This is a genomic window from Escherichia sp. WS1118, from assembly GCF_046487695.1.
In the GTDB taxonomy this organism is placed as follows: domain Bacteria; phylum Pseudomonadota; class Gammaproteobacteria; order Enterobacterales; family Enterobacteriaceae; genus Escherichia; species Escherichia coli.
In genome coordinates, this window is the sequence record NZ_JBJQIZ010000011.1 from 103,308 (window position 1) to 125,717 (window position 22,410).

The window sequence follows — 22,410 nt, forward strand, 5'->3', positions numbered from 1 at the left end:
AACTCCTTTTTTATCATCTCTGGAACACACACAATCCGTGTGCAGGTCCCTGCCAGACAGCCGTAATCACTGGGTTATCCTCTCCAGCGAATGGGGGAATGGCGTGCCACTCCCCAGCAGGTAAAACAATCTCTGTTACCTCAAGCGTGGCGTTAATTGCGATCAAAAAGCGATCCGAGAGCAGAATTTGCAGCTGTTTCGGCCCGTTTTGCCACTCATCCGTGCTTAAAGGTTGAGCATATCGATTTAGCCAACGGACATTGCCGTCGCCTTCTTCCCACCAGCGATTCTCCATCAAAGCGGGAATGCGCTTGCGCAGATGGATTAACGCGGCGGTAAATGCGGTTAAACCACTGCTTGCCTGCGACCAGTCCAACCAGGTTAATTGGTTATCCTGACAGTAGGCATTGTTATTGCCACGCTGGCTGTGACCATGTTCGTCACCGGCCAGTAACATCGGCGTACCCTGGGAGAGCAACAACGTTGTTAACAGGGCGTGAATGCTGTCGCGCCGCCGTTCAACCAGATCAAGAGTACCGCCTAACCCTTCTTTACCATGATTGTTACTGTAATTGTTGTTGGTCCCGTCGCGATTTTCTTCTCCGTTTGCTTCATTGTGTTTATGGTTGAAGCAAACGCAGTCGCGAAGCGTAAAACCGTCATGCGCGGTGACGAGATTAATCGCGGCACTCGGCAGACGACCATTACGTTTAAAAACATCGCTGGAGGCAGCAAAACGCCCGGCAAACGCTCCCAGAGGTAAATCATAATGCAGCCAGAAACGACGGGCTGCATCGCGGAAATGATCGTTCCACTCGGCAAACAGCGGCGGGAAATTTCCCACCTGATAACCACCAGGAGCGATATCCCACGGTTCAGCAATTAACTTCACCTGCGAGAGCACCGGGCAGTTCTGGATAGCGGTAAACAACGGCGCATCCTGACGAAACTCTGGCGTACGGCCCATGACTGCCGCCAGATCAAAGCGGAAACCATCGACGTGGCAGGTTTCTACCCAATAACGCAGGCAGGCGCTGGCATAATCTACCACCGCCGGATGACTCAAATTGAGCGTGTTACCACAACCGGTCCAGTTGTGATAATCGCCGTCTTCTCTTATCCAATAATAGCTACGGTTGTCGATCCCACGCAGCGAGAATAACGGGCCGTCGAGGTCCAGTTCCGCACTATGGTTGAGCACGATATCAAGAATGACTTCGATACCCGCTTTATGCAGTGCTTTGATTGCATCGCGAAACTCATCCAGCGCCGTTTCTGGGGAGCAGGCATACGCCGGATGCAGCGCAAACATCGCCACCGGGTTATAACCCCAGTAGTTACTAAGCCCCATACGTTGCAGACGTGGTTCGCTGGCAAATTGTGCCACCGGCAGCAGTTCCAGCGCGGTAATGCCCAACTGTTTCAAATAGTTGATCATCACCGGATGCCCCAGGGCTTTATAAGTGCCGCGGATATTGACCGGGATCTCCGGGTGCAGATACGTTAATCCTTTGACATGGGCTTCATAAATGATGGTGCTGCCCCACGGCGTGCGCGGCGGGGCATCATCCTCCCAGTCATAGTGATCAACCACCACTACGCATTTCGGCGCAATGGAGGCGTTGTCGCGATAGTCAGGTTCATTATGACCGGCGTGCAGCAGCGGGTTATCTTTAAACTCCCCGTCAATTTGCCGCGCGCAAGGATCAATCAACAACTTCGCCGGGTTAAAGCGATGCCCCTCGGCAGGTTGCCAGGGGCCATGAACGCGATAACCATAACGCAAACCCGGGCGCGCATCCGGCAGATAACCGTGCCAAATGTCGCCACTGTGCCCTGGCAAGTCATAGCGATGTTCCTGGCCATTGGCATCAAAGACACACAGCTCTACCCGCTCGGCATGAGCGGAGAAAAGTGTGAAGTTGACGCCCTGACCGTCGTAATGCGCGCCGAGGGGAGTGGGTTTGCCAATGGCGAGTTGTGTCATTCTGCCTCCCGAACCAGCCAGATAGTGGCCAGAGGTGGTAGCGTCAGGCTCAGTGAATGCTGACGACCGTGGCTGGCAATCTCATCGCTGTGTACTGCGCCGCCATTGCCTGCATTACTGCCGTGATAGTGCATGGAATCGGTATTGAGGATTTCACGCCATTTACCCGGCTGGTTAATACCGAAGCGATAATCATGACGCGGCACCGGTGTAAAGTTACTGGCAACGATGATTTCGTTACCCTCTTTATCGCGACGCACAAAGATCAGCACCGAGCGTTCTTTGTCATCCACCACCAGCCATTCAAAGCCGTACGGGTCAAAATCCAGTTCATGCATTGCTTTATGGTGGCAGTAGGTGTGGTTCAGATCGCGCACCAGACGCTGGACACCGTGGTGCCAGTTATCGCCGCCTTCCAACAGATGCCAGTCGAGGCTGGCGTCATGGTTCCACTCGCGGCCCTGGGCAAATTCGTTCCCCATGAACAGTAGTTTCTTGCCCGGGAATGCCCACATCCAGCCGTAGTAGGCGCGCAGGTTAGCGAATTTCTGCCATGCGTCGCCCGGCATCCGGTCGAGAATCGATTTTTTACCGTGGACCACTTCATCATGCGACAACGGCAGGACGAAGTTTTCAGTGTAGTTGTAGAGCATCCCGAAGGTCAGTTTATCGTGATGATACTGACGATAAATCGGGTCGAGCTTCATGTAGTCCAGGGTGTCATGCATCCAGCCGAGGTTCCACTTGTACCAGAAGCCCAGACCGCCCATATCCTGCGGACGAGAAACGCCAGGGAAATCGGTAGACTCCTCCGCCATTGTCACTGCACCGGAAACCTGCTCACCAAGAATACGGTTGGTATTACGCAAGAATTCAATCGCTTCAAGATTCTCGCGACCGCCAAATTCGTTCGGGATCCATTCCCCCTCTTTACGGCTGTAGTCGCGATAAATCATTGACGCCACCGCATCGACGCGCAGCGCATCAATACCAAAACGTTCAATCCAGTAAAGTGCGTTACCGACAAGGAAGTTACTGACTTCACGGCGACCATAGTTGTAGATCAGCGTGTTCCAGTCCTGATGATAGCCTTCGCGCGGATCGCTGTGTTCATACAAGTTCGTGCCATCAAATTCGGCAAGCGCAAAGTCATCGGTCGGGAAGTGGCCTGGCACCCAGTCGAGAATCACGTTCAGACCAGCTGCGTGTGCGGCATCAATGAAATAACGGAAGTCGTCGCGAGTACCAAAACGGCGGGTCGGTGCATACAGGCCGGTTGGCTGATAACCCCAACTGCCATCGAAGGGATGCTCGTTAATGGGCAGTAGCTCGAGATGGGTAAAGCCCATCCATTTAGCATAAGGCACCAGTTGATCGGCCAGCTCGCGGTAGCTCAACCAGAAATTGTTGTCGGTGTGGCGACGCCAGGAGCCCAGGTGAACTTCATAAATAGAGATTGGCGCATCAAACTGATTCGCTTTTTTGCGCTCTTCAGTCTGCACAACCTTTTCCGGCAGCCCGCAAATAAGAGACGCGGTTTCCGGGCGCATTTGCGCTTCGAAGGCATAAGGGTCGGACTTCAGACGCAAGTTGCCATTGGCATCAATCATCTCGTATTTATAGAGCTGACCGTTATGCGCCCCGGGGATAAACAGTTCCCAGATTCCGCTCTCTTTACGCAGTCGCATCGGATGACGGCGACCGTCCCAGTAGTTGAATTGCCCAACCACCGAGACCCGACGGGCGTTTGGAGCCCAGACAGAAAAACGCGTACCTGTGACGCCATCCATAGTATCTGCATGCGCGCCTAAGGTTTCATACGGACGTAGGTGAGTACCTTCAGATAATAGCCAGGCATCCATTTCCTGGATTAGCGGGCCAAAACGGTAAGGATCATCAATCAGGTTTTGCTGACCATGCCAGACAACAGCCAACTGATAGCGGAAAAAATTCTTACGTCGCGGAATGACACCGCTAAAGAATCCCCGTGAGTCGAGACACTCCAGTTTTGCGAGTTTGCGCCCGGTTTTCGGTTCAATCACCCACACATCGGTAGCGTCGGGTAAAAGGGCACGGACTTCCAGTCCCGCGGTGGTTTTATGCATCCCCAGTACGGAAAAAGGATCCGCAAAATGGCCTGCAATTAGCGCGTTAATCACGTCTCTATCGATACGATCGGACATGCTTGTCTTCCTGTTTTATTGTGTCACCCCATCCAACTGAATTTTTGACTTCTGGTTGTGACATTTTTTTGACCTGAACGGCGCAGCACTCTGTGCATCCTCTCTGCGTCGTCCTCACTTCAGGTAAGGCTGTGAATACTCGTGTATTCCGCCACCCTTAAAGAATAGCCAATGCTCTATTTAACTCCCGGTAAATCATGAAACATCTGCGCTTACTCCTGTATTACGCACTAGCAGGGGCGGCATCGCGCCCCAGATTTAATGAATAAAGATTACGCCAGTTGACGAAGCATCCGACGCAGCGGCTCCGCGGCCCCCCACAGCAACTGGTCGCCCACGGTAAAGGCTGACAGGAACTCCGGTCCCATATTCAGCTTACGCAGGCGGCCTACCGGCGTGGTCAGCGTGCCGGTAACGGCAGCTGGGGTTAGCTCACGCATAGTGATTTCCCGATCGTTCGGAACAACTTTCGCCCACGGATTGTGCGCAGCCAGCAGTTCTTCCACGGTCGGAATAGACACATCTTTTTTCAATTTAATAGTGAATGCCTGGCTGTGGCAGCGCAATGCCCCGACACGCACACATAAACCATCTACCGGAATTACGGAAGATGTGTTGAGGATCTTGTTGGTTTCCGCCTGCCCTTTCCACTCTTCGCGGCTCTGACCGTTATCAAGCTGTTTGTCGATCCACGGAATCAGGCTACCCGCCAGCGGCACGCCAAAGTTATCTACCGGCAGCTCACCGCTACGGGTTAAGGTTGTGACTTTGCGTTCGATATCGAGAATAGCAGAGGACGGGTTCGCGAGTTCATCTGCCACATGGCCATACAGATGGCCCATTTGGGTTAATAACTCACGCATATGTCGCGCACCACCGCCGGAAGCGGCCTGGTAGGTTGCAACGGACACCCAATCAACAAGATCATTGGCGAATAAACCCCCCAGCGACATCAACATCAGGCTTACGGTACAGTTACCGCCAACAAAAGTCCTGATGCCATTATTTAATCCGTCGGTAATGACGTCCTGATTGACGGGGTCAAGAATGATGATGGCGTCATCTTTCATGCGCAGAGATGATGCTGCGTCAATCCAGTAACCTTGCCATCCGCTTTCACGAAGCTTTGGATAGATTTCGTTGGTATAATCGCCGCCCTGACAGGTCACAATGATATCGAGGGCCTTTAGCGCCTCCAGATCAAAGGCATCCTGAAGTGTGCCAGTGGTTCCGCCAAAAGACGGCGCAGCCTGACCAAGCTGAGAAGTAGAAAAGAAGACAGGGCGAATGGCGTCGAAGTCGCGCTCTTCAACCATGCGTTGCATGAGAACGGAGCCGACCATACCGCGCCAGCCGATAAAACCAACATTTTTCATAAGCGTTTTTTCCTGCAAAGATGTGTGCTGTATAAATGTGCCGGTCTCCTCCTGGCACATCTTTCACCATACAAAAAGCAGCCAAAGTCGCAAGTGAAATTAATCAATGATAGCGAAGCCATCAGTAATGCGACTTATCCTGCTTTGTTAGCACGCAGAAAGTCCGCGGCAATTATCAGGGAATTTGAGTTATGAATGAAATCATTTCTGCAGCAGTTTTATTGATCCTGATTATGGATCCGCTCGGAAACCTACCTATTTTCATGTCCGTACTGAAACATACTGAACCGAAAAGACGGCGGGCAATCATGGTGCGGGAGTTGCTTATTGCTCTCCTGGTGATGCTGGTGTTCCTGTTTGCGGGTGAGAAAATTCTGGCATTTCTCAGCCTGCGAGCAGAAACCGTCTCCATTTCTGGCGGCATCATTCTGTTTCTGATCGCCATTAAGATGATTTTCCCCAGCGCTTCAGGAAATAGCAGCGGGCTTCCGGCAGGTGAAGAGCCGTTTATCGTGCCGTTGGCAATTCCGTTAGTCGCCGGGCCGACTATTCTCGCCACGCTGATGTTGTTGTCTCATCAGTACCCGAATCAGATGGGACATCTGGTAATTGCTCTGCTGCTGGCCTGGGGTGGCACCTTTGTCATCCTGCTACAGTCTTCGCTATTTTTACGTCTGCTGGGCGAGAAAGGGGTGAATGCACTTGAACGCCTGATGGGATTGATTCTGGTGATGATGGCAACTCAGATGTTCCTCGACGGCATTCGAATGTGGATGAAGGGGTAACGAGGAGAGTTTTTCGAAAAGAGCCCGGTAGCGTCAGAACTACCGGGTAAACAAACTTAACTCAACAGCTGGAACGCAATCATCCCAACGATGGCACCGACAGTGCCGAGGATGGTTTCCATCATGGTCCAGGTTTTAAGCGTTTCGGCTTCGGTCGCGCCGGTAAATTTACCGAACAACCAGAAACCCGCGTCGTTAACGTGGCTGACAACAATCGAACCACCGGCGATACAAATCGACAGCGCCGCCATTTGCGCACCGGAGTAGTTCAGTTGTTCAATGACCGGCATTACCAATCCCACCGCCGTTAAACAGGCAACGGTAGCAGAACCCTGAATGATGCGCACTGCAGCTGCCAGCACGAAGCAGGTGATGGCAATCGGCAGGCCCATGCCGGTTAACGCTTCGCCCAGTGCCGGACCGACACCAGAGTCAACCAGCACCTGTTTGAACACGCCGCCCGCACCAATCACCAGCAGAATGATCCCCGCCGGTTGCAGCGCGTGACCGCAAATCTCCATCACTTTGTCTTTTGGCATACCCTGACGCATTGCCAGACCGTAAATCGCCACCAGGCAAGCAACCAGAATCGCGGTAAACGGATGGCCGATAAACTCGAACCATTCGTAAGCAGTAGAGCCTTCTGGCACAAAACGCGCGGCAATGGTTTTCAGCCCCACCAGCACCAGTGGCAACAGGATCAGCGACAGGCTGAATCCGAAGGACGGCATTTTGCCTTCGCCGAGATGCGGTTCGCTGATGTCGTCAGGAATATGCAACTCCACGTAGCGGCTGATGAAATTACCCCACAGCGGCCCGGCAATAATCATTCCCGGAATTGCCGCGCACAGGCCAATCAGGATCATCCAGCCAAAATCGGCATTCATCTGCGATGCCAGCAGCATTGGCGCTGGCCCAGGCACCAGGAACGCAGCCGCTGCCGCCACGCCGGCGAATAATGGGATTACCAGCTTCACCAGGTTCGTGCCGGTGTGGCGCGCCATTGAGAAAGCAACGCTAATCAGCAGAACAATCGCCACTTCAAAGAACAGCGGTAGCGCACAAACCAGCCCCGCAAGGCCGATGGCATAATGCACGCGGCTGTGACCGAAGGATTTGAGCATTTTGACGGCAATCTGATCGACCGCGCCGGTTTCATGTAAGATCTTACCAAACATGGCTCCCAGAGCGACAACCACCGCCAGGAAGCCGAGGGTGCCTCCCATCCCTTTTTCCATCGTCGCTGCGATTTTATCGAGCGGCATACCGGAAAAAAGGCCAGCCCCCATGGACACCACCATTAAAGCCAGGAAAGCGTGCATACGCGCCTTCATGACTAAAAACAGCAGCAGTAAAACAGACCCTACTGCTGTTAAAACAAGCGTTAATGTAGTCACTACTTATTTGCCTTTTTTAATAACCTCAATGGTGCTTGCCACAACACCTTCCAGCGGTTGATCAATATCCACCACCAGTACATCGGTTTCGTCCGCACCCGGCTCCTGCAGCGTTTCAAACTGCGTCACCAGCATTTGGGTTTTAAAGAAATGGCCTTTGCGCGCTTTCAGGCGGCTTTCAATCACATCAAAATCGCCTTTCAGGTAGATGAAAGAGAGATTAGGATTACCTTCACGCAGCAAGTCGCGATAGTGTTTTTTCAGTGCAGAACAGACGATCAGCGATACTTTATTGGTGCGCTGCATAGCAAACGCGGCGTCGTTCAGCGCCTGCAACCACGGTTTGCGATCGTCGTCATTCAGCGGTTCGCCAGACGCCATTTTTTCGATATTGCAGCGCGGATGGAGGAAATCGCCATCAAGAAACGCGGCATGAAGTTGATGCGCCACTTCACTGGCGACCGCAGATTTGCCGCTGCCCGATACGCCCATCAAGACGTAAATGTGGTGATCATGGTTAGTCGTGCTCAAAGTGGTGCCCCCACAATACAAGAATTAAAAATGTTACGGGTAACTGTTATCGGTAACATTGTCCAGCCGGACAATATCAGAAGCAATATCCATCCGTGCCTTAAGTGTATAAGTGTGAGCTACTTCAAATTTGTAGGCTTAAATAGATCCGCCCGGTGACAAGGTGAAACCTAAATCTAACATTTTCGGTGTCACAGATTCGCCACGAATACGCGCCAGCAGGCGCTCAGCGCCAATGCTGCCCATCCGCTCACGCGGCGTCAGCACACTCGCCAGCCGTGGCTCCATCACCTGACCAATGTCATGACCGTGGAAACCGGCAATCGCCATATCGTCAGGAACTTTTAACCCCAGACGCTGACATTCAAACGCCGCGCCGACCGCCAGGTCATCATTAGTACAGAACACGCCATCCAGCTGCGGATATTCCCGCCGCGCCTGGCGAATCAGTTCAATACCGGAAGAGTAAGAAGAAGATTGCTCAACCATCACGCTATACGGCACCAGGCCTGCATCCAGCATCGCCTGTTCGTATCCCTTCTGTTTGATGATAGTACGTTCGTCGAGGCGTGCGCCGAGATAGGCAATGTGACGATGCCCGCGAGCAATAATGGCGGTGGTCATCTGGCGTGCCGCTTCAAAGTTATCAAAACCGACGGCGATATCGAGGCACGGCGACTTACTGTCCATCAACTCCACCACCGGAATCCCCGCCACTTCAATCATCTTTAAGGTACGCGGCGTGTGGGTACGTTCGGTGAGGATCAGGCCGTCGATATTCCATGAGAGCATTGATTCGAGGCGTTCTTGCTCCATTTCCGGTTTATAACCGTAGTGCGCCAGCATGGTTTGATAACCGTGCGCGTCGGTGACGCTTTCGATTCCGCGTAATACTTCCGCGAAAACCTGGTTGGTGAGAGAAGGTAACAGGACGCCAATCGCCCGGCTGGTGGCGTTAGAGAGTATATCGGGCGCGCGATTGGGAATATAACCCAGTTCATCAAGAGCGGCGGCAATCTTGCCGCGTAGAGCGACGGAAACCTGCTCCGGGTTGCGTAAAAAACGGCTGACCGTCATTTTAGTCACGCCTACACGGTCAGCCACATCCTGAAGTACGGGTCTTTTCTTTTTCATCGTCCTGAAGGTACAAAAGAGATAGATTCTCTTAGTTTAACACGGACGCATCACAACCTTCCTGATTCCTCAGGAAGGTTTGTGAGATAAATTTAGACTGGCGGTAAATCGAACAGCAGGATTTCGCTGTCGCTATTAGCATGGATGGAAATCGCCTGCTCATCCCAGATTGCCAGACCATCGCTGGTCGAAGCTTTTACGCCGTTAATGGTGACATTACCTTTCACCACCTGGATCCAGACGCGGCGTTCAGCGGCAATCTGATGCACCGACTGCTCATCTTTCACCAGCGCCCAACGATACAGTTCCATATCCTGATGCACTTTCAATGAACCATCTCGCGCATCCGGCGAAAGCACCAGTTGTTTGCCCTGCACGGCATCGAAGCGACGCTGTTCATAACGCGGCGTAATACCGTTTTCTTCAGGCATGATCCAGATCTGATACAGATGCAGACGCTCGGTGCTGCTTGGGTTGTACTCTGAGTGACGAATACCCGTACCCGCACTCATAATCTGGAACTCACCCGCCGGAACCTGCTCTTTATTGCCCATGCTGTCCTGGTGCTCAACAGTACCTTCCAGCACGTAGGTCAAAATTTCCATATCTTTATGCGGGTGAGTGCCGAAGCCCTGCCCTGCTTCAATCACGTCGTCGTTAATCACGCGCAGCGCAGAGAAGCCCATAAAATTCGGATCGTAATAGTTGGCAAAAGAGAAAGTATGCCAGGAGTCCAGCCAGCCATGATTTGCATGACCGCGTTCATTTGCTTTGCGTAAGTAGATCATTTGTATTCGCCCCCTGAATGATTTCGATGGGCTTAGTGTGGACCCGATCCGCCTGGGATGATAGAGGGTGAAAATTGACCCCTCTGTTCAAAAAAATTGAACTATTCGAGGGGCCATCAAACTTACCTCGCGAGAGTCACTGCGGAGGGAGAAGCTTGCTCAAAACCGCGTTCAAGGATTTCCAGATTCGTAAGAACTTCAGATTCCTTGACGTAATTTGGCGCACCGTTGGTGATGGTTTGATACAACGCATCATAAACGCGCCCATAATCGCCCATCTCTGGCTTCATCTCTTCTCTTACCGTCACGCCCTCGTCATTGACATACTCCAGCACACCGACCGAATCATCCGCTGCGAATCCTGGTTCGCCCGGCATAATATTAGCCTTCAGGCTGGTTTCCTGCTGGTCGATACCGTATTTAATAAACGAACCTTTCTTACCGTGAACGATAAATTTCGGATAATCGATTTTCACCAGATGGCTGGTTTTGACGATGGCTTTTAGATCGCCATAAAACAGCTGCGCTTCAAAGGTGTCGTCCGGATTGGCTTTATTACGCAGGCTGCGGATGTCATAAGCGACGTGATCCGGGCGACCGAACAGAGAAATAATCTGGTCCATCGTATGCACACCAAGGCCATAGAACGCGCCATCCTGCGGCAGCCCCGGTTTGGTTTCTGCCACCGGGCGGTAATAGTCAAAATGGCTTTCCACTTCGACAATCTCTCCCAGCTTGCCGCTTTCAATCGCTTTTTTCGCTGTCAGGAAGCAGGAATCAAAGCGACGATTCTGATACGGCGTAACGATCAGCCCTTTGCTTTTCGCCAGTGCAAACAGCTCTTTCGCCTGCGCAATTGTCGGAGTGAACGGTTTTTCGACCAGCACATTTTTCCCGGCTTCCAGCGCGCGCTTCGCGTACTCGAAGTGGCTGTCCGCGTGGGTGCAGACGACAACCAGCTTAACATCGGGATCGTTTAGCACTTCGTCGAGATCGCTGGTGAAATGGATATGGGAATAAATGGGGGCCTGTTCTTCCGGCTTCGCATGGCGGCGAAAAATATGCGCGACATGCCAGCTATCCTTGCGGTTAAGTACATACGGCAGATGGTAACGGGTGGTGCTTTTGCCGAAGCCAATAAAGGCGCAGTTAATGACCATGATTTCGTCCTTTTTAAGGTGGTTATTTACACCTTAGCGCAAAGCGGACGTGGTTCCTACTGGAGTGCGCATAACGAACACAAGCACTTCCCGGGGATAAATTGAGAACGAAAGATCAAAAAAAAAGCCAGCACCCGGCTGGCTAAGTAATACTGGAAGCAATGTGAGCAATGTCGTGCTTTCAGGTTCTCCGCGAGGGTCTTCCTGATCGCGAGACAATAATAATCATTCTCATTCGCACTTGTCCAACACTTTTTGCAAAAAAATGCATTTGACTCGCATTTGAAAGTCAATGATGTTGAAAGGGACATTTACCCCAAAGAGGACAAAGGAATGAGTGAGATAGTAATACGCCACGCAGAAACACGCGATTACGAGGCCATCAGGCAGATTCACGCCCAGCCGGAGGTGTATTACAACACGCTACAGGTGCCTCATCCTTCAGAACAAATGTGGCTGGAACGACTCACCGCTCGCCCTGGCATCAAGCAGTTAGTCGCCTGTATTGATGGAATCGTCGTAGGCCATCTCACCATTGACGTGCAACAACGCCCACGCCGCAGTCATGTTGCCGATTTTGGTATCTGTGTCGACTCCCGTTGGAAGAACCACGGCGTCGCCAGCGCCCTGATGCGAGAGATGATTGAAATGTGCGACAACTGGTTGCGGGTAGATCGTATTGAGCTAACGGTGTTCGTCGATAACGCGCCAGCAATTAAGGTCTATAAAAAATTTGGCTTTGAGATTGAAGGGACTGGCAAGAAGTACGCGCTGCGTAATGGTGAATATGTCGATGCGTATTATATGGCGCGGGTGAAGTAAGATAGTGCCCTTTTTCTGAGATGGAAAAAGGGTGTCATTCAAAATCGGCATACCTTCCTTTAAGGTATTTATTTTCCCAATAAATATATGAGATTTACCTCATAATTACTTCCTAAAGTGTAATATTTTATTTTTTAATATATACGCCTACAATTTCCTGGAGTAAATAAATAACAATTAACAAGCATAATATTGCCATTGATAAAATAGCATGCCATAAAAGGACTTTTCAGGGATGAGTAATATTGTTTATCTGACAGTAACGGGAGAACAACAAGGAAGCATCTCCGCAGGTTGTGGGACTACTGAATCTATAGGTAATCGCTGGCAGAGCGGGCATGAGGATGAAATATTTACATTCTCACTCTTAAATAGTATTACTAATACGGGGCTTGGTTCACAGTTCCATGGTATAACATTTTGTAAATTAATTGATAAAAGCACTCCATTATTTATTAATTCCATTAACAATAATGAACAATTATTTATGGAATTTGACTTCTATCGAATAAATAGATTTGGTAGATGGGAAAAGTATTATTATATACAACTAAGAGGCGCTTTTTTATCGGCTATTCATCACCAGATCTTTGAAAACCAACTGGATACAGAAACAATAACTGTTAGTTATGAATTTATCCTCTGCCAACATCTTATCACTAACACCGAGTTCAGCTATTTGGCACTCCCTGAAAATTATAACCGCTTGTTTTTACCAAATTCAAAAAACAAAACAAATAATGGTTTAAAAACGTTAAACAGCGAAGCTGTTGGCAGGCTACTTGCTGCTGGTGGCGTATACAATGGGAACATTGAAGGATTCAGAGATACTGCGGAAAAACTGGGTGGAGATGCAATCAAAGGCTATGATCAAATACTAAATGAAAAAACAGCGGGCATAGCGATAGCAACAGCATCTATTCTTTTAACAAAGCGTTCTAATGTTGATACATATACAGAAATAAATAGTTACTTAGGCAAACTTAGAGGCCAACAAAAACTTCTTGATAGTATAGACATAATAGAAATAATATACATTAAGAGACCTTCAAAAGACTTAGCTAACTTACGAAAGGAGTTTAATAAAAATGTAAGAAAAAATTTTCTTATCAAACTTGCAAAAACCTCCGAAGCATCTGGAAGATTCAACGCCGAAGACCTTTTAAGAATGAGAAAGGGCAATGTTCCTCTAAATTATAATGTACACCATAAACTATCTCTAGATGATGGTGGTACTAATGATTTGGAAAATTTAGTATTAATCGAAAACGAACCATATCATAAGGTTTTTACTAACATGCAATCACGAATAGCTAAGAGAATATTAGTGGGTGAAAGCAAAATCACTCCCTGGGCCATTCCATCTGGCTCAATTTATCCTCCCATGAAAAATATTATGGAACCCACAAAATGATGACTAAAACCCAAATAAGTAAATTAAAAAAAATGATGAATGATTTAGACTATCCATTTGAAGCACCGCTCAAGGAATCATTTATTGAAAGTATAATCCAAATAAAATTTAATTCTAACTCAACTAATTGCCTGGAGAAGTTATGTAATGAAGTTAGTATTCTCTTTAATAATCAACCTGATTATCTTACTTTTTTAAGAGCAATGGATGGATTCGAAGTTAATGGATTACGATTATTTAGCCTCTCGATTCCAGAACCTTCAGTTAAAAACCTTTTTGCCGTAAATGAATTTTATAGAGATAATGATGATTTCATAAATCCTGACTTACAAGAACGGTTAGTGATCGGGGATGATAGCATTTCAATATTTACTTATGACATTAAAAGTAACTTTTTTGAAATTAGAGATAATATTGGCACAGAAAATATATTCAGTTCGTTTAGTGATTTCTCTTCATTCTTAAACGAAATCATGGACAGTTGTTCATAATAATAAAAAGGTAACCAAAATCATTGTAAACCATGCCATCTTTTTAGAGTTTACCAGCAGTAAATTTCTTGATCGAAATTTATCAATACAAGCTATAGAAAAACTTACAACGGAACTACACTCCTTAAGTGAGATGGACCGAAGACATGTAGTCGCTATTTAAACTGAAATAGCTAATGGCGATGATGATCTTAGTGACATGTTGATTTGGTTAGACTTTTACCCGAATCATAAGATTCTGATATCTTAAATGAGCAAATCCGGTTCGACGTTCTGGAAAATAAATCACAAAATATTAGCAGATACTTATTTTGTGACTATACCTTATCCGATGAACTCTTTTCAAAACCAGCATTTAATAATATCTTTGACGAAGATGAACGCGTCTTTGCTCAATGTATAACGCAGGAATAATAATATAACGCTAAACAATAATATTTATTATAATTATGATTACTTATCACGACGCATTCGCGGAAGCGAACAATTACCTCGATGATGCAAATCTCCCGGTCGTCATTACTCTACATGGACGCTTTAGCCAGGGCTGGTATTTCTGTTTCGAAGCACGAGAATTTCTCGAAACTGGAGATGAGGCCGCGCGCTTAGCTGGTAACGCACCTTTTATTGTTGATAAAGGCAGTGGTGAAATTCATTCTCTGGGAACGACAAAGCCACTGGAAGAATATCTACAGGATTATGAAATAAAAAAGGCTACCTTCGGCTTGCCCTGACAATACGGCCCTCTTCCCACTAAGAGGGCCGCTAACCTTAATACCCCGCCGTTAAATCATCCACCGAGCGCGGGTCGGATGCACCGTACAGCTCACCGTCCGGCCCAACCATAATGCTTTGTGTACTGCCCATCGCCTCTTTCAGCGCCACTTTCTGACCTTTTGCTTCCAGCAGCTTGATCGTATCCGGGCTAAACCCTTTTTCGACACGCAGCTCGTCCGGCAACCACTGATGGTGGAAACGCGGCGCATTGGTCGCTTCGGCGACGTTCATTCCATAATCGATGCTATTCACCACCATTTGCAGCACAGTGGTGATAATCCGGCTACCGCCTGGGCTTCCGGTGACCAGCCAGGTTTTACCATCCTTGACCACAATGGTTGGTGACATCGACGACAGAGGGCGTTTATTCGGCCCGACGGCGTTGGCATCGCCGCCCACCAGCCCGTAAACGTTCGGTACGCCTGGTTTGGCGGAGAAATCATCCATCTGGTTATTGAGCAAAATACCGCTCTCGCCCGCGACAATGCCCGTACCGAAGGTGGTGTTCAGCGTATAGGTCACCGCCACGGCGTTACCGTCTTTATCCACTACTGAGTAATGGGTAGTTTGATTACTCTCATAAGGCGCAAGCTTGCCAGGACGAATTTCGCTGAATGGCTTCGCTTTATTGATATCGATTTGATCGGCAATAGATTTGGCATAGGCTTTATTGGTCAGCGCCTGCCACGGTACTTTGACAAAATCCGGGTCGCCAAGATATTCCGAGCGGTCGGCATAGGCGTATTTCTCAGCTTCTGCCATGATTTGCATCGCGTCGGCGCTGCCAAAGCCGTACTTCTGCATATCGAAGTTTTCCAGAATATTGAGGATTTGTACGATATGAATACCGCCGGAAGATGGCGGTGGCATGGAGTAAACCTGATACCCGCGATAATCGCCGCTTATCGGTGTGCGTTCGACCGCTTTATATGCCGCTAAATCTTCTTTGCTGATCAAGCCACCGTTTTTCTGCATCTCCTGGGCAATCTGTTCCGCTATCGTGCCTTTGTAGAATTCATCCGGGCCGTTTTCGGCAATCATCTCCAGGCTCTTTGCCAGGTTCGCCTGCACCAGCTTGTCGCCCTTTTTCAGCGGTTCGCCCTCTTTCCAGAAGATAGCTTTGCTGTTTTCGTGGTTCGGCAGCACTTCACTGCCGTAGGTTTTGAGATCGTCAGCCAGCGCGTCGTTAACGATAAAACCATCGCGTGCCAGTTTAAACGCCGGTTGCACCACTTTATTCAACGGCATGGTGCCGTATTTATCCAGCGCCAACGAGAAACCCGCTACCGTACCGGGTGTGCCGGAAGCCAGATGCGAAGTGAGTGATTTGTTGCTGTCCGGGTTGCCCTGATCATCGAGGAACATATCGCGGGTCGCTTTGGCGGGTGCCATTTCGCGGAAATCGATAGCCGTGGTATTGCCATTTTTCGAGCGGATCAGCATAAAACCACCGCCGCCCAGATTCCCTGCCTGCGGATGCGTTACTGCCAGCGCGTAGCCCACCGCCACGGCAGCATCAACGGCATTCCCGCCCTCCTTGAGGATATCCACCCCCACCTGAGTGGCAGTAGCATCTACAGACGCCACCATTCCCTGCTTAGCGCGTACCGGATGGAAGACATCTTCCTCCACACCATAAGAAACAGGTGGCGCGGCTACCGTACTAAAACAACTTCCTGTGAGCAGAGCAGCAATGGCCACCCGGCGTAAAAACGTCGGTTTTATCATCGTTATTCTCCAGAGATTAAGGGGCAACCCCAGCTAAGCCTGGTATATAACTCTGAATTAATCATCGTTTTGCCGGGAAGCGAGTAAACTTAAAGAATATCTTCAGAGGAGGATACGCGATGAAACGACTTCTGCTTTTGACGGCACTCCTGCCGTTTGTCGGCTTTGCACAGCCCATTAATACTCTGAACAACCCTAACCAGCCGGGATATCAGATCCCCAGCCAGCAGCGGATGCAAACTCAAATGCAGACGCAGCAAATCCAGCAAAAAGGGATGCTGAACCAGCAACTGAAAACGCAAACGCAGCTGCAACAGCAGCATTTAGAAAACCAGATAAACAATAATTCTCAGCGGGTGTTGCAGTCACAGCCGGGGGAGCGAAATCCCGCCCGGCAGCAAATGCTGCCCAACACCAACGGCGGGATGTTAAACAGCAACCGTAATCCGGATAGTTCGTTGAATCAGCAGCATATTCTGCCGGAGAGGAGAAACGGCGACATGCTGAATCAGCCCAGCACGCCGCAGCCTGACATTCCGTTGAAAACTATTGGGCCGTAAAGTTCGGACCAATCACGTCAATCGCATCGGTACAGATGCAATCCACGCCCCAGCGCAGCAACTCTGCCGCGCGCTGGGGTTTATTGACGGTATAAACCAGAATCCGTAATCCGGCATCTTTCAACTGCATCACTCGCGCTTTATCGAGCAACTTATGATTGAGATGAATAGAGACGCAGCCCAGTCGCGCGGTCAATTCTCGCCAGTCGTCGCGCCATTCATCAAGCAATAAACCACGCGGCAGTTCCGGTGCTGCCTGTTGCGCGGCTTCTAAAGCATCAATCTCAAACGATGACAGCAGCGGCGGCGTCATACCGGTCCACAGTTCGCGTGCCGCCAACGCCACCGTTTTGCCCGTTAATGGTCCAGTGCCAGTGGTGGGTTTGATTTCGATATTCGCCATCATCCCGTGTTCGCGGCAGCGTTCCGCCACCTGCGAAAGCAACGGCAGCGGCTCACCTTTAAACGCTTTGCTGTACCAACTGCCTGCATCCACGCGCAGTAAATCCTGCCAGTTCAGCTCGCCCGCAACGCCCCAACCGTTGCTGGTACGTTCGAGATTATCGTCATGGAGCAGGAAGATCTCGCCATCTTTCGATAACTTTGCGTCAAATTCGATCATCTTATGACCGTATCTTGCCCCGACGTCGATTGCTGCCAGGGTGTTTTCCGGGGCCAGCTTACCGCCACCACGATGGGCGACGATGCGGGGATAAGGCCAGTTACTCATACTCGTTGTCCTGTTTCACCATCAAAAAGATGCAGCTGATTTTCCGGCAGATGCAGCCACAGCGTGCTGCCTGCCGTCGGGCGCTCCTGATGCGCCAGTCGCACCACCAGCTTCTGTTCGCCCCAACGTCCGTGCGCCAGGTTATCTGCGCCGAGGATCTCCAGCGTGTCCATCACCAGCGGCACACCACCTTCTGCCTGCGAGCTTAGCGCTATATGTTCCGGGCGAATGCCGAGGGTCATTTTACGCCCGGCATACTGACGGTAGCCACCGTTTAGCGGCAGCGTAATACCACCATCCAGTTCGAAATGCGTACCTTCGTTATTCACGCGGCCAGCCAGTAGGTTCATCGCCGGGCTGCCGATAAAACTCGCCACAAACAGGCTGGCGGGCTTTTCGTACACTTCAACTGGCGTGCCAATCTGTTCGGCGACGCCGCCGTTCATCACCATTACTCGCTGGGCGAGCGTCATCGCCTCAACCTGATCGTGGGTAACGTAGAGTGAAGTCGTTTTCAGGCGACGGTGCAGCTGTTGCAGTTCAAGACGCATCTGCACACGCAACTTGGCATCGAGGTTAGAGAGCGGCTCATCAAACAGGAACACTGCCGGCTCACGCACAATCGCACGCCCCATCGCCACACGCTGACGCTGACCGCCGGATAGCTCACGCGGGCGGCGCTTAAGCAGGCCGTCCAGCTCCAGAATGCGCGCCGCTTCTTTAACACGTTCGGCAATTTGTTGCTTGCCCATGCCGCGAATTTTCAGCCCCCACGCCATGTTCTCCTCTACGCTCATATGCGGATAGAGCGCGTAGTTCTGGAACACCATCGCAATCCCGCGATCTTTCGGCTCCATTTCGGTGACACGCTTGCGGTCGATCCAGATATCGCCCGTCGTTACCCGCTCCAGTCCGGCAACCATTCGCAATAACGTCGATTTCCCGCAGCCAGACGGCCCGACCATCACGATAAATTCGCCATCCGCCACATCAAGGGTCAGCGGTTTAATGACCTGGGTTTTGCCATCCCAGCTTTTGGTTACTGCCTGTAATTTCAGTCCTGCCATCTTATTTCTCACTATCGACCAGGCCGCGCACGAAGGCACGCTGCATCACTAAAACAATCACTACTGGTGGGATCAGGGTTAACAACATCGCCGCCATCACCGAGTTCCAGTCCGTTGTGCCTTCGCCTGTGGCGATCATCCCTTTAATCCCTGCCACGGTGGTGCCGAGATCAACGTCGGTAATAATCAACAACGGCCACAAATACTGGTTCCAGCCGTAAATAAAGGTGATCACAAACAGCGCCGCCAGATTGGTTTTGGACAGCGGAAAAACGATGTCGCAAAAGAAACGCATTGGCGACGCGCCGTCGATCCGCGCGGCTTCCACCAGTTCATCCGGTAGGGTCATAAAGAACTGGCGAAACAGAAACGTGGCGGTCGCCGAGGCCATCAGCGGCAGCGTTAAACCTGCGTAGCTGTCGAGCATTTTCAGGTTGGCGATGACTTCCACCGTCGGGAAGATACGCACTTCAACCGGCAGCATCAGGGTGATAAAAATCATCCAGAAGAAGAGGTTACGTAGCGGAAAACGAAACCAGACAATGGCAAATGCCGAGAGCATCGAGACGGTAATTTTGCCGAGCGTAATGCTGAACGCCATCACAAAGCTGTTAAGCAACATCCGCCAGAACGGCGCGCTATTCGTGCCTACCCCGTTTACCCAGATGTTGTGGATGTTTTCCAGCAGATGTGTGCCGGGGATTAGCGTCATCGGTGCGGCATAGACTTCTTGTTTATCCAGCGTCGCCGCGACAAACGCCACGTACAGCGGGAAGAGGATCACCGCGATCCCGAGGATCAGCATGGTATGGCTGAATATTGTCAGCCACGGACGGTTCTCAATCATTGGTAACGTACCTTGCTTTCAACATAGCGGAACTGCACCACCGTCAGCACGATGACGAGGAACATCAACACCACCGACTGCGCGGCAGACGAAGCCAAATCCAGTCCGGTAAAGCCTTCACGGTAAATCTTATAAATCAGCGTCGTGGTGGCCTGTACTGGCCCGCCGGACGTGGCGGCGTCGATCACCGGGAAGGTGTCGAAGAAGGCATACACCAGGTTCACCACCAGCAGGAAGAAACTCACCGGAGCGATAAGCGGCAGCGCAATCTTAAAGAAGCGGCGAATCGGGCCAGCCCCATCAATGGCTGCGGCTTCGATCAACGAACGGGGGATGGATTGCAGCGCGGCATAGAAGAACAGAAAGTTGTAGCTGATTTGCTTCCACACTGAGGCAAACACCACCAGGAACATCGCCTGACCGCTGTTTTGCGCGTGGTTCCAGTCGTAGCCGAACTCAGCGAGAAAATGGGTGATCAGCCCGCGACCAGGGTTAAACAGAAAGATCCACAATACCGCGGCAACGGCGGGAGCCACGGCATACGGTAGCAACATCAAGGTTTGATAGAAACGGCTGCCGCGCACGATGTACTCCACCAGCGCTGCGAAGAACAGCGATACCAGCAAACCGCTGACGGTGACAAAGGTGCTGAATTTTATCGTCGTCCAGAAGGCGTCGAGATAGTAGCTGTCGTGAAACAGCGTGACGAAATTATCCAGGCCGACAAACTGGCTGGAGAAACCAAACGGATCGACGCTTTGTAGCGAGTACCACAACGCTTCGCCCGCAGGCCAGATAAAAAAGATAACGGTGATGATGAGCTGCGGCGCGACCAGCAAATAAGGCAGCCAGCGCGAGCGGAACACCGGACGGGATGATGACATTACAGTTAATTCCTGAACTGTGCCGGATGCGCTTCGCTTATCCGGCCTACACGCGATGCCAGGTCAGATAAGCGAAACGCATCCGACATTACACTGATTAAGACTTCGTCGATTTCTCAAAGCGGCGCAGTAACTGGTTCCCACGCTCAACGGCAGTATCCAGCGCCTGCTGTGGTGTCTTCTTACCGGTCCACACGCTCTCCAGCTCTTCATCCACAATCACGCGGATCTGCGGCATGTTGCCCAGACGCAAACCTTTGGTGAACGGCAACGGTGGCTTGTTCAGCATCTGACGCGTGGCAATATCCGCTCCTGGGTTTTTCTCGTAAAAGCCCTGCTCACGGGTCAGGTCATACGCCGCTTTAGTGATTGGCAGATAGCCGGTTTTCTGATGCCACTCGGCAGCGTTTTCTGGCTTTGCGAGGAAGTCGAGGAACTTCGCCACGCCGGTGTAGGTTTCTTTATCTTTACCCTGCATTACCCATAGACTGGCTCCGCCGATAATGGCGTTTTGCGGCGCGTCTTTCGCATCGGCGTCGTAAGGCATCATGCCTACGCCATAGTTAAATTTGGCGTACTCGCGAATGTTGGCAAGAGAACCGGAAGAGGCGGTAGTCATCGCGCAATCACCGTTATAGAACTTCTCGGTGGATTCATCCTTACGCCCAACGTAGCTGAAATCGCCCTTCTTGTTCATCTCTTCGAGCATGGCGATGTGTTTCACCTGCTCCGGCTTGTTGAACTCAAGCACCGCGTCTGTGCCGTCAAAGCCGTTGTTTTTGCTGGCAAACGGCAGACCGTTCCAGGCGCTAAAGTTTTCCAGTTGGATCCAGCCCTGCCAGCCGCTGGCGTAGCCGCACTTCATGCCGGAGGCTTTTAGTTTTGCGGCATAGTCCGCCAGATCCTGCCAGGTTTTCGGCGGCTGTTCCGGGTCTAATCCTGCTTTCTTGAAGGCGTCTTTGTTGTAATAGAGAACGGGAGTCGAGCTGTTGAACGGCTGGGAGAGTAAGTGGCCGGTTTTGCTGTCGGAGTAATAGCCTGAAACCGTCGGCACAAACTGCGACTCATCGAATTGAATCCCTGCCTCTTTAAATACGTCATACACCGGTTTAATGGCTTTCGACGCCATCATGGTGGCGGTGCCAACTTCATAAACCTGCAAAATAGCCGGAGCGTTGCCGGTACGAAATGCGGCAATCCCCGCGCTTAAATTCTGTTCGTAGTTGCCTTTATAGGTCGGTACAATTTTGTAATCCGGGTTTTCGGCGTTAAAACGTTGGGCCAGAGAATCCACCTCTTTACCCAGTTCCCCTTCCATAGAATGCCAGAACGGAATGGTCGTCACTGCCTGCGCATTTGCCATTAAAGCCAGTCCGAGCGCCAGTGCTGAAGCTGTATAACGTAACGGTTTCATTGATTATCTCTCTTGTTGTACCGAATGCGCGAATTCACGCGTTTTATGCTCGCGGAGTAACATGACATGCTCGAATTACAGAAAAATAACTATTTTGTTACATTTTTAAGATAGTAAGGTGTCAGAAAGATGACAAGGCGGTGACGGCGCGGGCGAGGGAAAATGGGAGATGGGGCACGGATAAGCGGAAAAATAGAAGGTCTGAATCAAACTCTACAGATTACTCATCGTTTCATGCCGGATGCGGCGTAAACGCCTTATCCGGCCTACAAGATCGTGCAAATTCAATATATTGCAACTCACCCAGTAGGCCTGATAAGCGCAGCGCATCAGGC

General features: G+C 50.6%; 20 protein-coding genes and 1 pseudogene. 7 read left to right on the forward strand and 14 right to left on the reverse strand.

Going from position 1 to position 22,410, the window contains the following annotated elements:
• Positions 1-13: 13 nt before the first annotated feature.
• From glgX to asd, 3 genes are all read right to left on the reverse strand, one after another.
• Complete coding sequence (glgX, locus tag ACJHYO_RS18685; RefSeq protein ID WP_049595523.1) at positions 14-1,987, reverse strand: glycogen debranching protein GlgX; 1,974 nt, start codon at positions 1,985-1,987, stop codon at positions 14-16.
• Complete coding sequence (gene glgB, locus ACJHYO_RS18690) at positions 1,984-4,170, reverse strand: 1,4-alpha-glucan branching enzyme (protein ID WP_001283711.1); 2,187 nt, start codon at positions 4,168-4,170, stop codon at positions 1,984-1,986. Before glgB ends, glgX begins: the two co-directional genes overlap by 4 nt.
• A 272-nt stretch (positions 4,171-4,442) precedes the next feature.
• A complete protein-coding gene (gene asd / locus ACJHYO_RS18695; protein ID WP_000799949.1) occupies positions 4,443-5,546 on the reverse strand; it encodes an aspartate-semialdehyde dehydrogenase in 1,104 nt (367 codons plus the stop codon).
• 191 nt (positions 5,547-5,737) lie between these two features.
• Between asd and yhgN the strand changes: the two genes are divergently transcribed.
• Positions 5,738-6,331 (forward strand): NAAT family transporter YhgN, encoded by a 594-nt coding sequence (yhgN, locus tag ACJHYO_RS18700; protein ID WP_001002544.1) that lies wholly within the window; start codon positions 5,738-5,740, stop codon positions 6,329-6,331.
• A 56-nt stretch (positions 6,332-6,387) separates the two neighbouring features.
• Here yhgN and gntU read toward each other — a convergent pair whose 3' ends face one another.
• The 5 genes from gntU to ACJHYO_RS18725 form a co-directional block, all read right to left on the reverse strand.
• Positions 6,388-7,728, reverse strand: a complete 1,341-nt coding sequence (gene gntU / locus ACJHYO_RS18705; protein ID WP_000210122.1) for a gluconate transporter — start codon at positions 7,726-7,728, stop codon at positions 6,388-6,390.
• 3 nt (positions 7,729-7,731) lie between these two features.
• On the reverse strand, positions 7,732-8,259 hold the full coding sequence (gene gntK / locus ACJHYO_RS18710; RefSeq protein ID WP_000108320.1) for a gluconokinase: 528 nt from the start codon (positions 8,257-8,259) through the stop codon (positions 7,732-7,734).
• A gap of 138 nt (positions 8,260-8,397) precedes the next feature.
• Complete coding sequence (gene gntR, locus ACJHYO_RS18715) at positions 8,398-9,393, reverse strand: gluconate operon transcriptional repressor GntR (RefSeq protein WP_000730252.1); 996 nt, start codon at positions 9,391-9,393, stop codon at positions 8,398-8,400.
• Positions 9,394-9,485: 92 nt separating this feature from the next.
• Positions 9,486-10,181: a quercetin 2,3-dioxygenase gene (yhhW, locus tag ACJHYO_RS18720; RefSeq protein WP_000639817.1), complete on the reverse strand. Its 696-nt coding sequence runs from the start codon at positions 10,179-10,181 to the stop codon at positions 9,486-9,488.
• A gap of 122 nt (positions 10,182-10,303) precedes the next feature.
• Entirely contained in the window at positions 10,304-11,341 is a 1,038-nt protein-coding gene (locus tag ACJHYO_RS18725; protein WP_000236276.1) for an oxidoreductase, read from the reverse strand.
• 333 nt (positions 11,342-11,674) lie between these two features.
• On the opposite strand from ACJHYO_RS18725, the gene yhhY reads away from it, so the two are divergent.
• The 5 genes and pseudogenes from yhhY to ACJHYO_RS18750 all read left to right on the forward strand — a co-directional run bounded on the left by yhhY (position 11,675) and on the right by ACJHYO_RS18750 (position 14,802).
• On the forward strand, positions 11,675-12,163 hold the full coding sequence (yhhY, locus tag ACJHYO_RS18730; RefSeq protein WP_001350439.1) for an N-acetyltransferase: 489 nt from the start codon (positions 11,675-11,677) through the stop codon (positions 12,161-12,163).
• A 235-nt stretch (positions 12,164-12,398) separates the two neighbouring features.
• A complete protein-coding gene (gene tssD, locus ACJHYO_RS18735) occupies positions 12,399-13,577 on the forward strand; it encodes a type VI secretion system tube protein TssD (protein ID WP_410232540.1) in 1,179 nt (392 codons plus the stop codon).
• Entirely contained in the window at positions 13,574-14,068 is a 495-nt protein-coding gene (yrhA, locus tag ACJHYO_RS18740; protein WP_000988512.1) for a protein YrhA, read from the forward strand. Before tssD ends, yrhA begins: the two co-directional genes overlap by 4 nt.
• A gap of 94 nt (positions 14,069-14,162) precedes the next feature.
• Positions 14,163-14,318, forward strand: a pseudogene (locus ACJHYO_RS18745) (hypothetical protein).
• Between the two features lie 199 nt (positions 14,319-14,517).
• Positions 14,518-14,802 (forward strand): YrhB family protein, encoded by a 285-nt coding sequence (locus ACJHYO_RS18750; protein ID WP_000634151.1) that lies wholly within the window; start codon positions 14,518-14,520, stop codon positions 14,800-14,802.
• A gap of 37 nt (positions 14,803-14,839) precedes the next feature.
• Here the strand turns inward: ACJHYO_RS18750 and ggt are convergent, their stop codons facing one another.
• Positions 14,840-16,573 carry a gamma-glutamyltransferase gene (ggt, locus tag ACJHYO_RS18755; protein WP_000595137.1) on the reverse strand — a complete coding sequence of 578 codons (1,734 nt, stop codon included), beginning with the start codon at positions 16,571-16,573 and terminating at the stop codon, positions 14,840-14,842.
• A 119-nt stretch (positions 16,574-16,692) separates the two neighbouring features.
• Between ggt and ACJHYO_RS18760 the strand changes: the two genes are divergently transcribed.
• Entirely contained in the window at positions 16,693-17,133 is a 441-nt protein-coding gene (locus ACJHYO_RS18760; protein WP_000826132.1) for a DUF2756 family protein, read from the forward strand.
• Here ACJHYO_RS18760 and ugpQ read toward each other — a convergent pair.
• The 5 genes from ugpQ to ugpB form a co-directional block, all read right to left on the reverse strand.
• Positions 17,120-17,863 carry a glycerophosphodiester phosphodiesterase gene (ugpQ, locus tag ACJHYO_RS18765; protein ID WP_000073619.1) on the reverse strand — a complete coding sequence of 248 codons (744 nt, stop codon included), beginning with the start codon at positions 17,861-17,863 and terminating at the stop codon, positions 17,120-17,122. The genes ACJHYO_RS18760 and ugpQ overlap by 14 nt on opposite strands.
• On the reverse strand, positions 17,860-18,930 hold the full coding sequence (gene ugpC / locus ACJHYO_RS18770) for a sn-glycerol 3-phosphate ABC transporter ATP binding protein UgpC (RefSeq protein WP_000907827.1): 1,071 nt from the start codon (positions 18,928-18,930) through the stop codon (positions 17,860-17,862). The genes ugpQ and ugpC overlap by 4 nt, the downstream gene beginning before the upstream one ends.
• A gap of 1 nt (position 18,931) precedes the next feature.
• Complete coding sequence (gene ugpE, locus ACJHYO_RS18775) at positions 18,932-19,777, reverse strand: sn-glycerol-3-phosphate ABC transporter permease UgpE (protein ID WP_000572181.1); 846 nt, start codon at positions 19,775-19,777, stop codon at positions 18,932-18,934.
• Positions 19,774-20,661, reverse strand: coding sequence for a sn-glycerol-3-phosphate ABC transporter permease UgpA (gene ugpA, locus ACJHYO_RS18780; protein ID WP_000099282.1), 888 nt, complete (start codon positions 20,659-20,661; stop codon positions 19,774-19,776). The genes ugpE and ugpA overlap by 4 nt, the downstream gene beginning before the upstream one ends.
• Positions 20,662-20,758: 97 nt before the next feature.
• Positions 20,759-22,075, reverse strand: coding sequence for a sn-glycerol-3-phosphate ABC transporter substrate-binding protein UgpB (gene ugpB / locus ACJHYO_RS18785; RefSeq protein ID WP_000803580.1), 1,317 nt, complete (start codon positions 22,073-22,075; stop codon positions 20,759-20,761).
• Between the last annotated feature and the right edge of the window lie 335 nt (positions 22,076-22,410).

Excerpts from the sequence above, each read along its gene's own strand:
- glgX (WP_049595523.1), bottom strand. The coding sequence starts at position 1,987 with ATGACACAACTCGCCATTGGCAAACCCACTCCCCTCGGCGCGCATTAC.
- glgB (WP_001283711.1), bottom strand. The coding sequence starts at position 4,170 with ATGTCCGATCGTATCGATAGAGACGTGATTAACGCGCTAATTGCAGGC.
- asd (WP_000799949.1), bottom strand. The coding sequence starts at position 5,546 with ATGAAAAATGTTGGTTTTATCGGCTGGCGCGGTATGGTCGGCTCCGTT.
- yhgN (WP_001002544.1), top strand. The coding sequence starts at position 5,738 with ATGAATGAAATCATTTCTGCAGCAGTTTTATTGATCCTGATTATGGAT.
- gntR (WP_000730252.1), bottom strand. The coding sequence starts at position 9,393 with ATGAAAAAGAAAAGACCCGTACTTCAGGATGTGGCTGACCGTGTAGGC.
- yhhW (WP_000639817.1), bottom strand. The coding sequence starts at position 10,181 with ATGATCTACTTACGCAAAGCAAATGAACGCGGTCATGCAAATCATGGC.
- ACJHYO_RS18725 (WP_000236276.1), bottom strand. The coding sequence starts at position 11,341 with ATGGTCATTAACTGCGCCTTTATTGGCTTCGGCAAAAGCACCACCCGT.
- yhhY (WP_001350439.1), top strand. The coding sequence starts at position 11,675 with ATGAGTGAGATAGTAATACGCCACGCAGAAACACGCGATTACGAGGCC.
- tssD (WP_410232540.1), top strand. The coding sequence starts at position 12,399 with ATGAGTAATATTGTTTATCTGACAGTAACGGGAGAACAACAAGGAAGC.
- yrhA (WP_000988512.1), top strand. The coding sequence starts at position 13,574 with ATGATGACTAAAACCCAAATAAGTAAATTAAAAAAAATGATGAATGAT.
- ACJHYO_RS18750 (WP_000634151.1), top strand. The coding sequence starts at position 14,518 with ATGATTACTTATCACGACGCATTCGCGGAAGCGAACAATTACCTCGAT.
- ggt (WP_000595137.1), bottom strand. The coding sequence starts at position 16,573 with ATGATAAAACCGACGTTTTTACGCCGGGTGGCCATTGCTGCTCTGCTC.
- ACJHYO_RS18760 (WP_000826132.1), top strand. The coding sequence starts at position 16,693 with ATGAAACGACTTCTGCTTTTGACGGCACTCCTGCCGTTTGTCGGCTTT.
- ugpQ (WP_000073619.1), bottom strand. The coding sequence starts at position 17,863 with ATGAGTAACTGGCCTTATCCCCGCATCGTCGCCCATCGTGGTGGCGGT.
- ugpC (WP_000907827.1), bottom strand. The coding sequence starts at position 18,930 with ATGGCAGGACTGAAATTACAGGCAGTAACCAAAAGCTGGGATGGCAAA.
- ugpE (WP_000572181.1), bottom strand. The coding sequence starts at position 19,777 with ATGATTGAGAACCGTCCGTGGCTGACAATATTCAGCCATACCATGCTG.
- ugpA (WP_000099282.1), bottom strand. The coding sequence starts at position 20,661 with ATGTCATCATCCCGTCCGGTGTTCCGCTCGCGCTGGCTGCCTTATTTG.
- ugpB (WP_000803580.1), bottom strand. The coding sequence starts at position 22,075 with ATGAAACCGTTACGTTATACAGCTTCAGCACTGGCGCTCGGACTGGCT.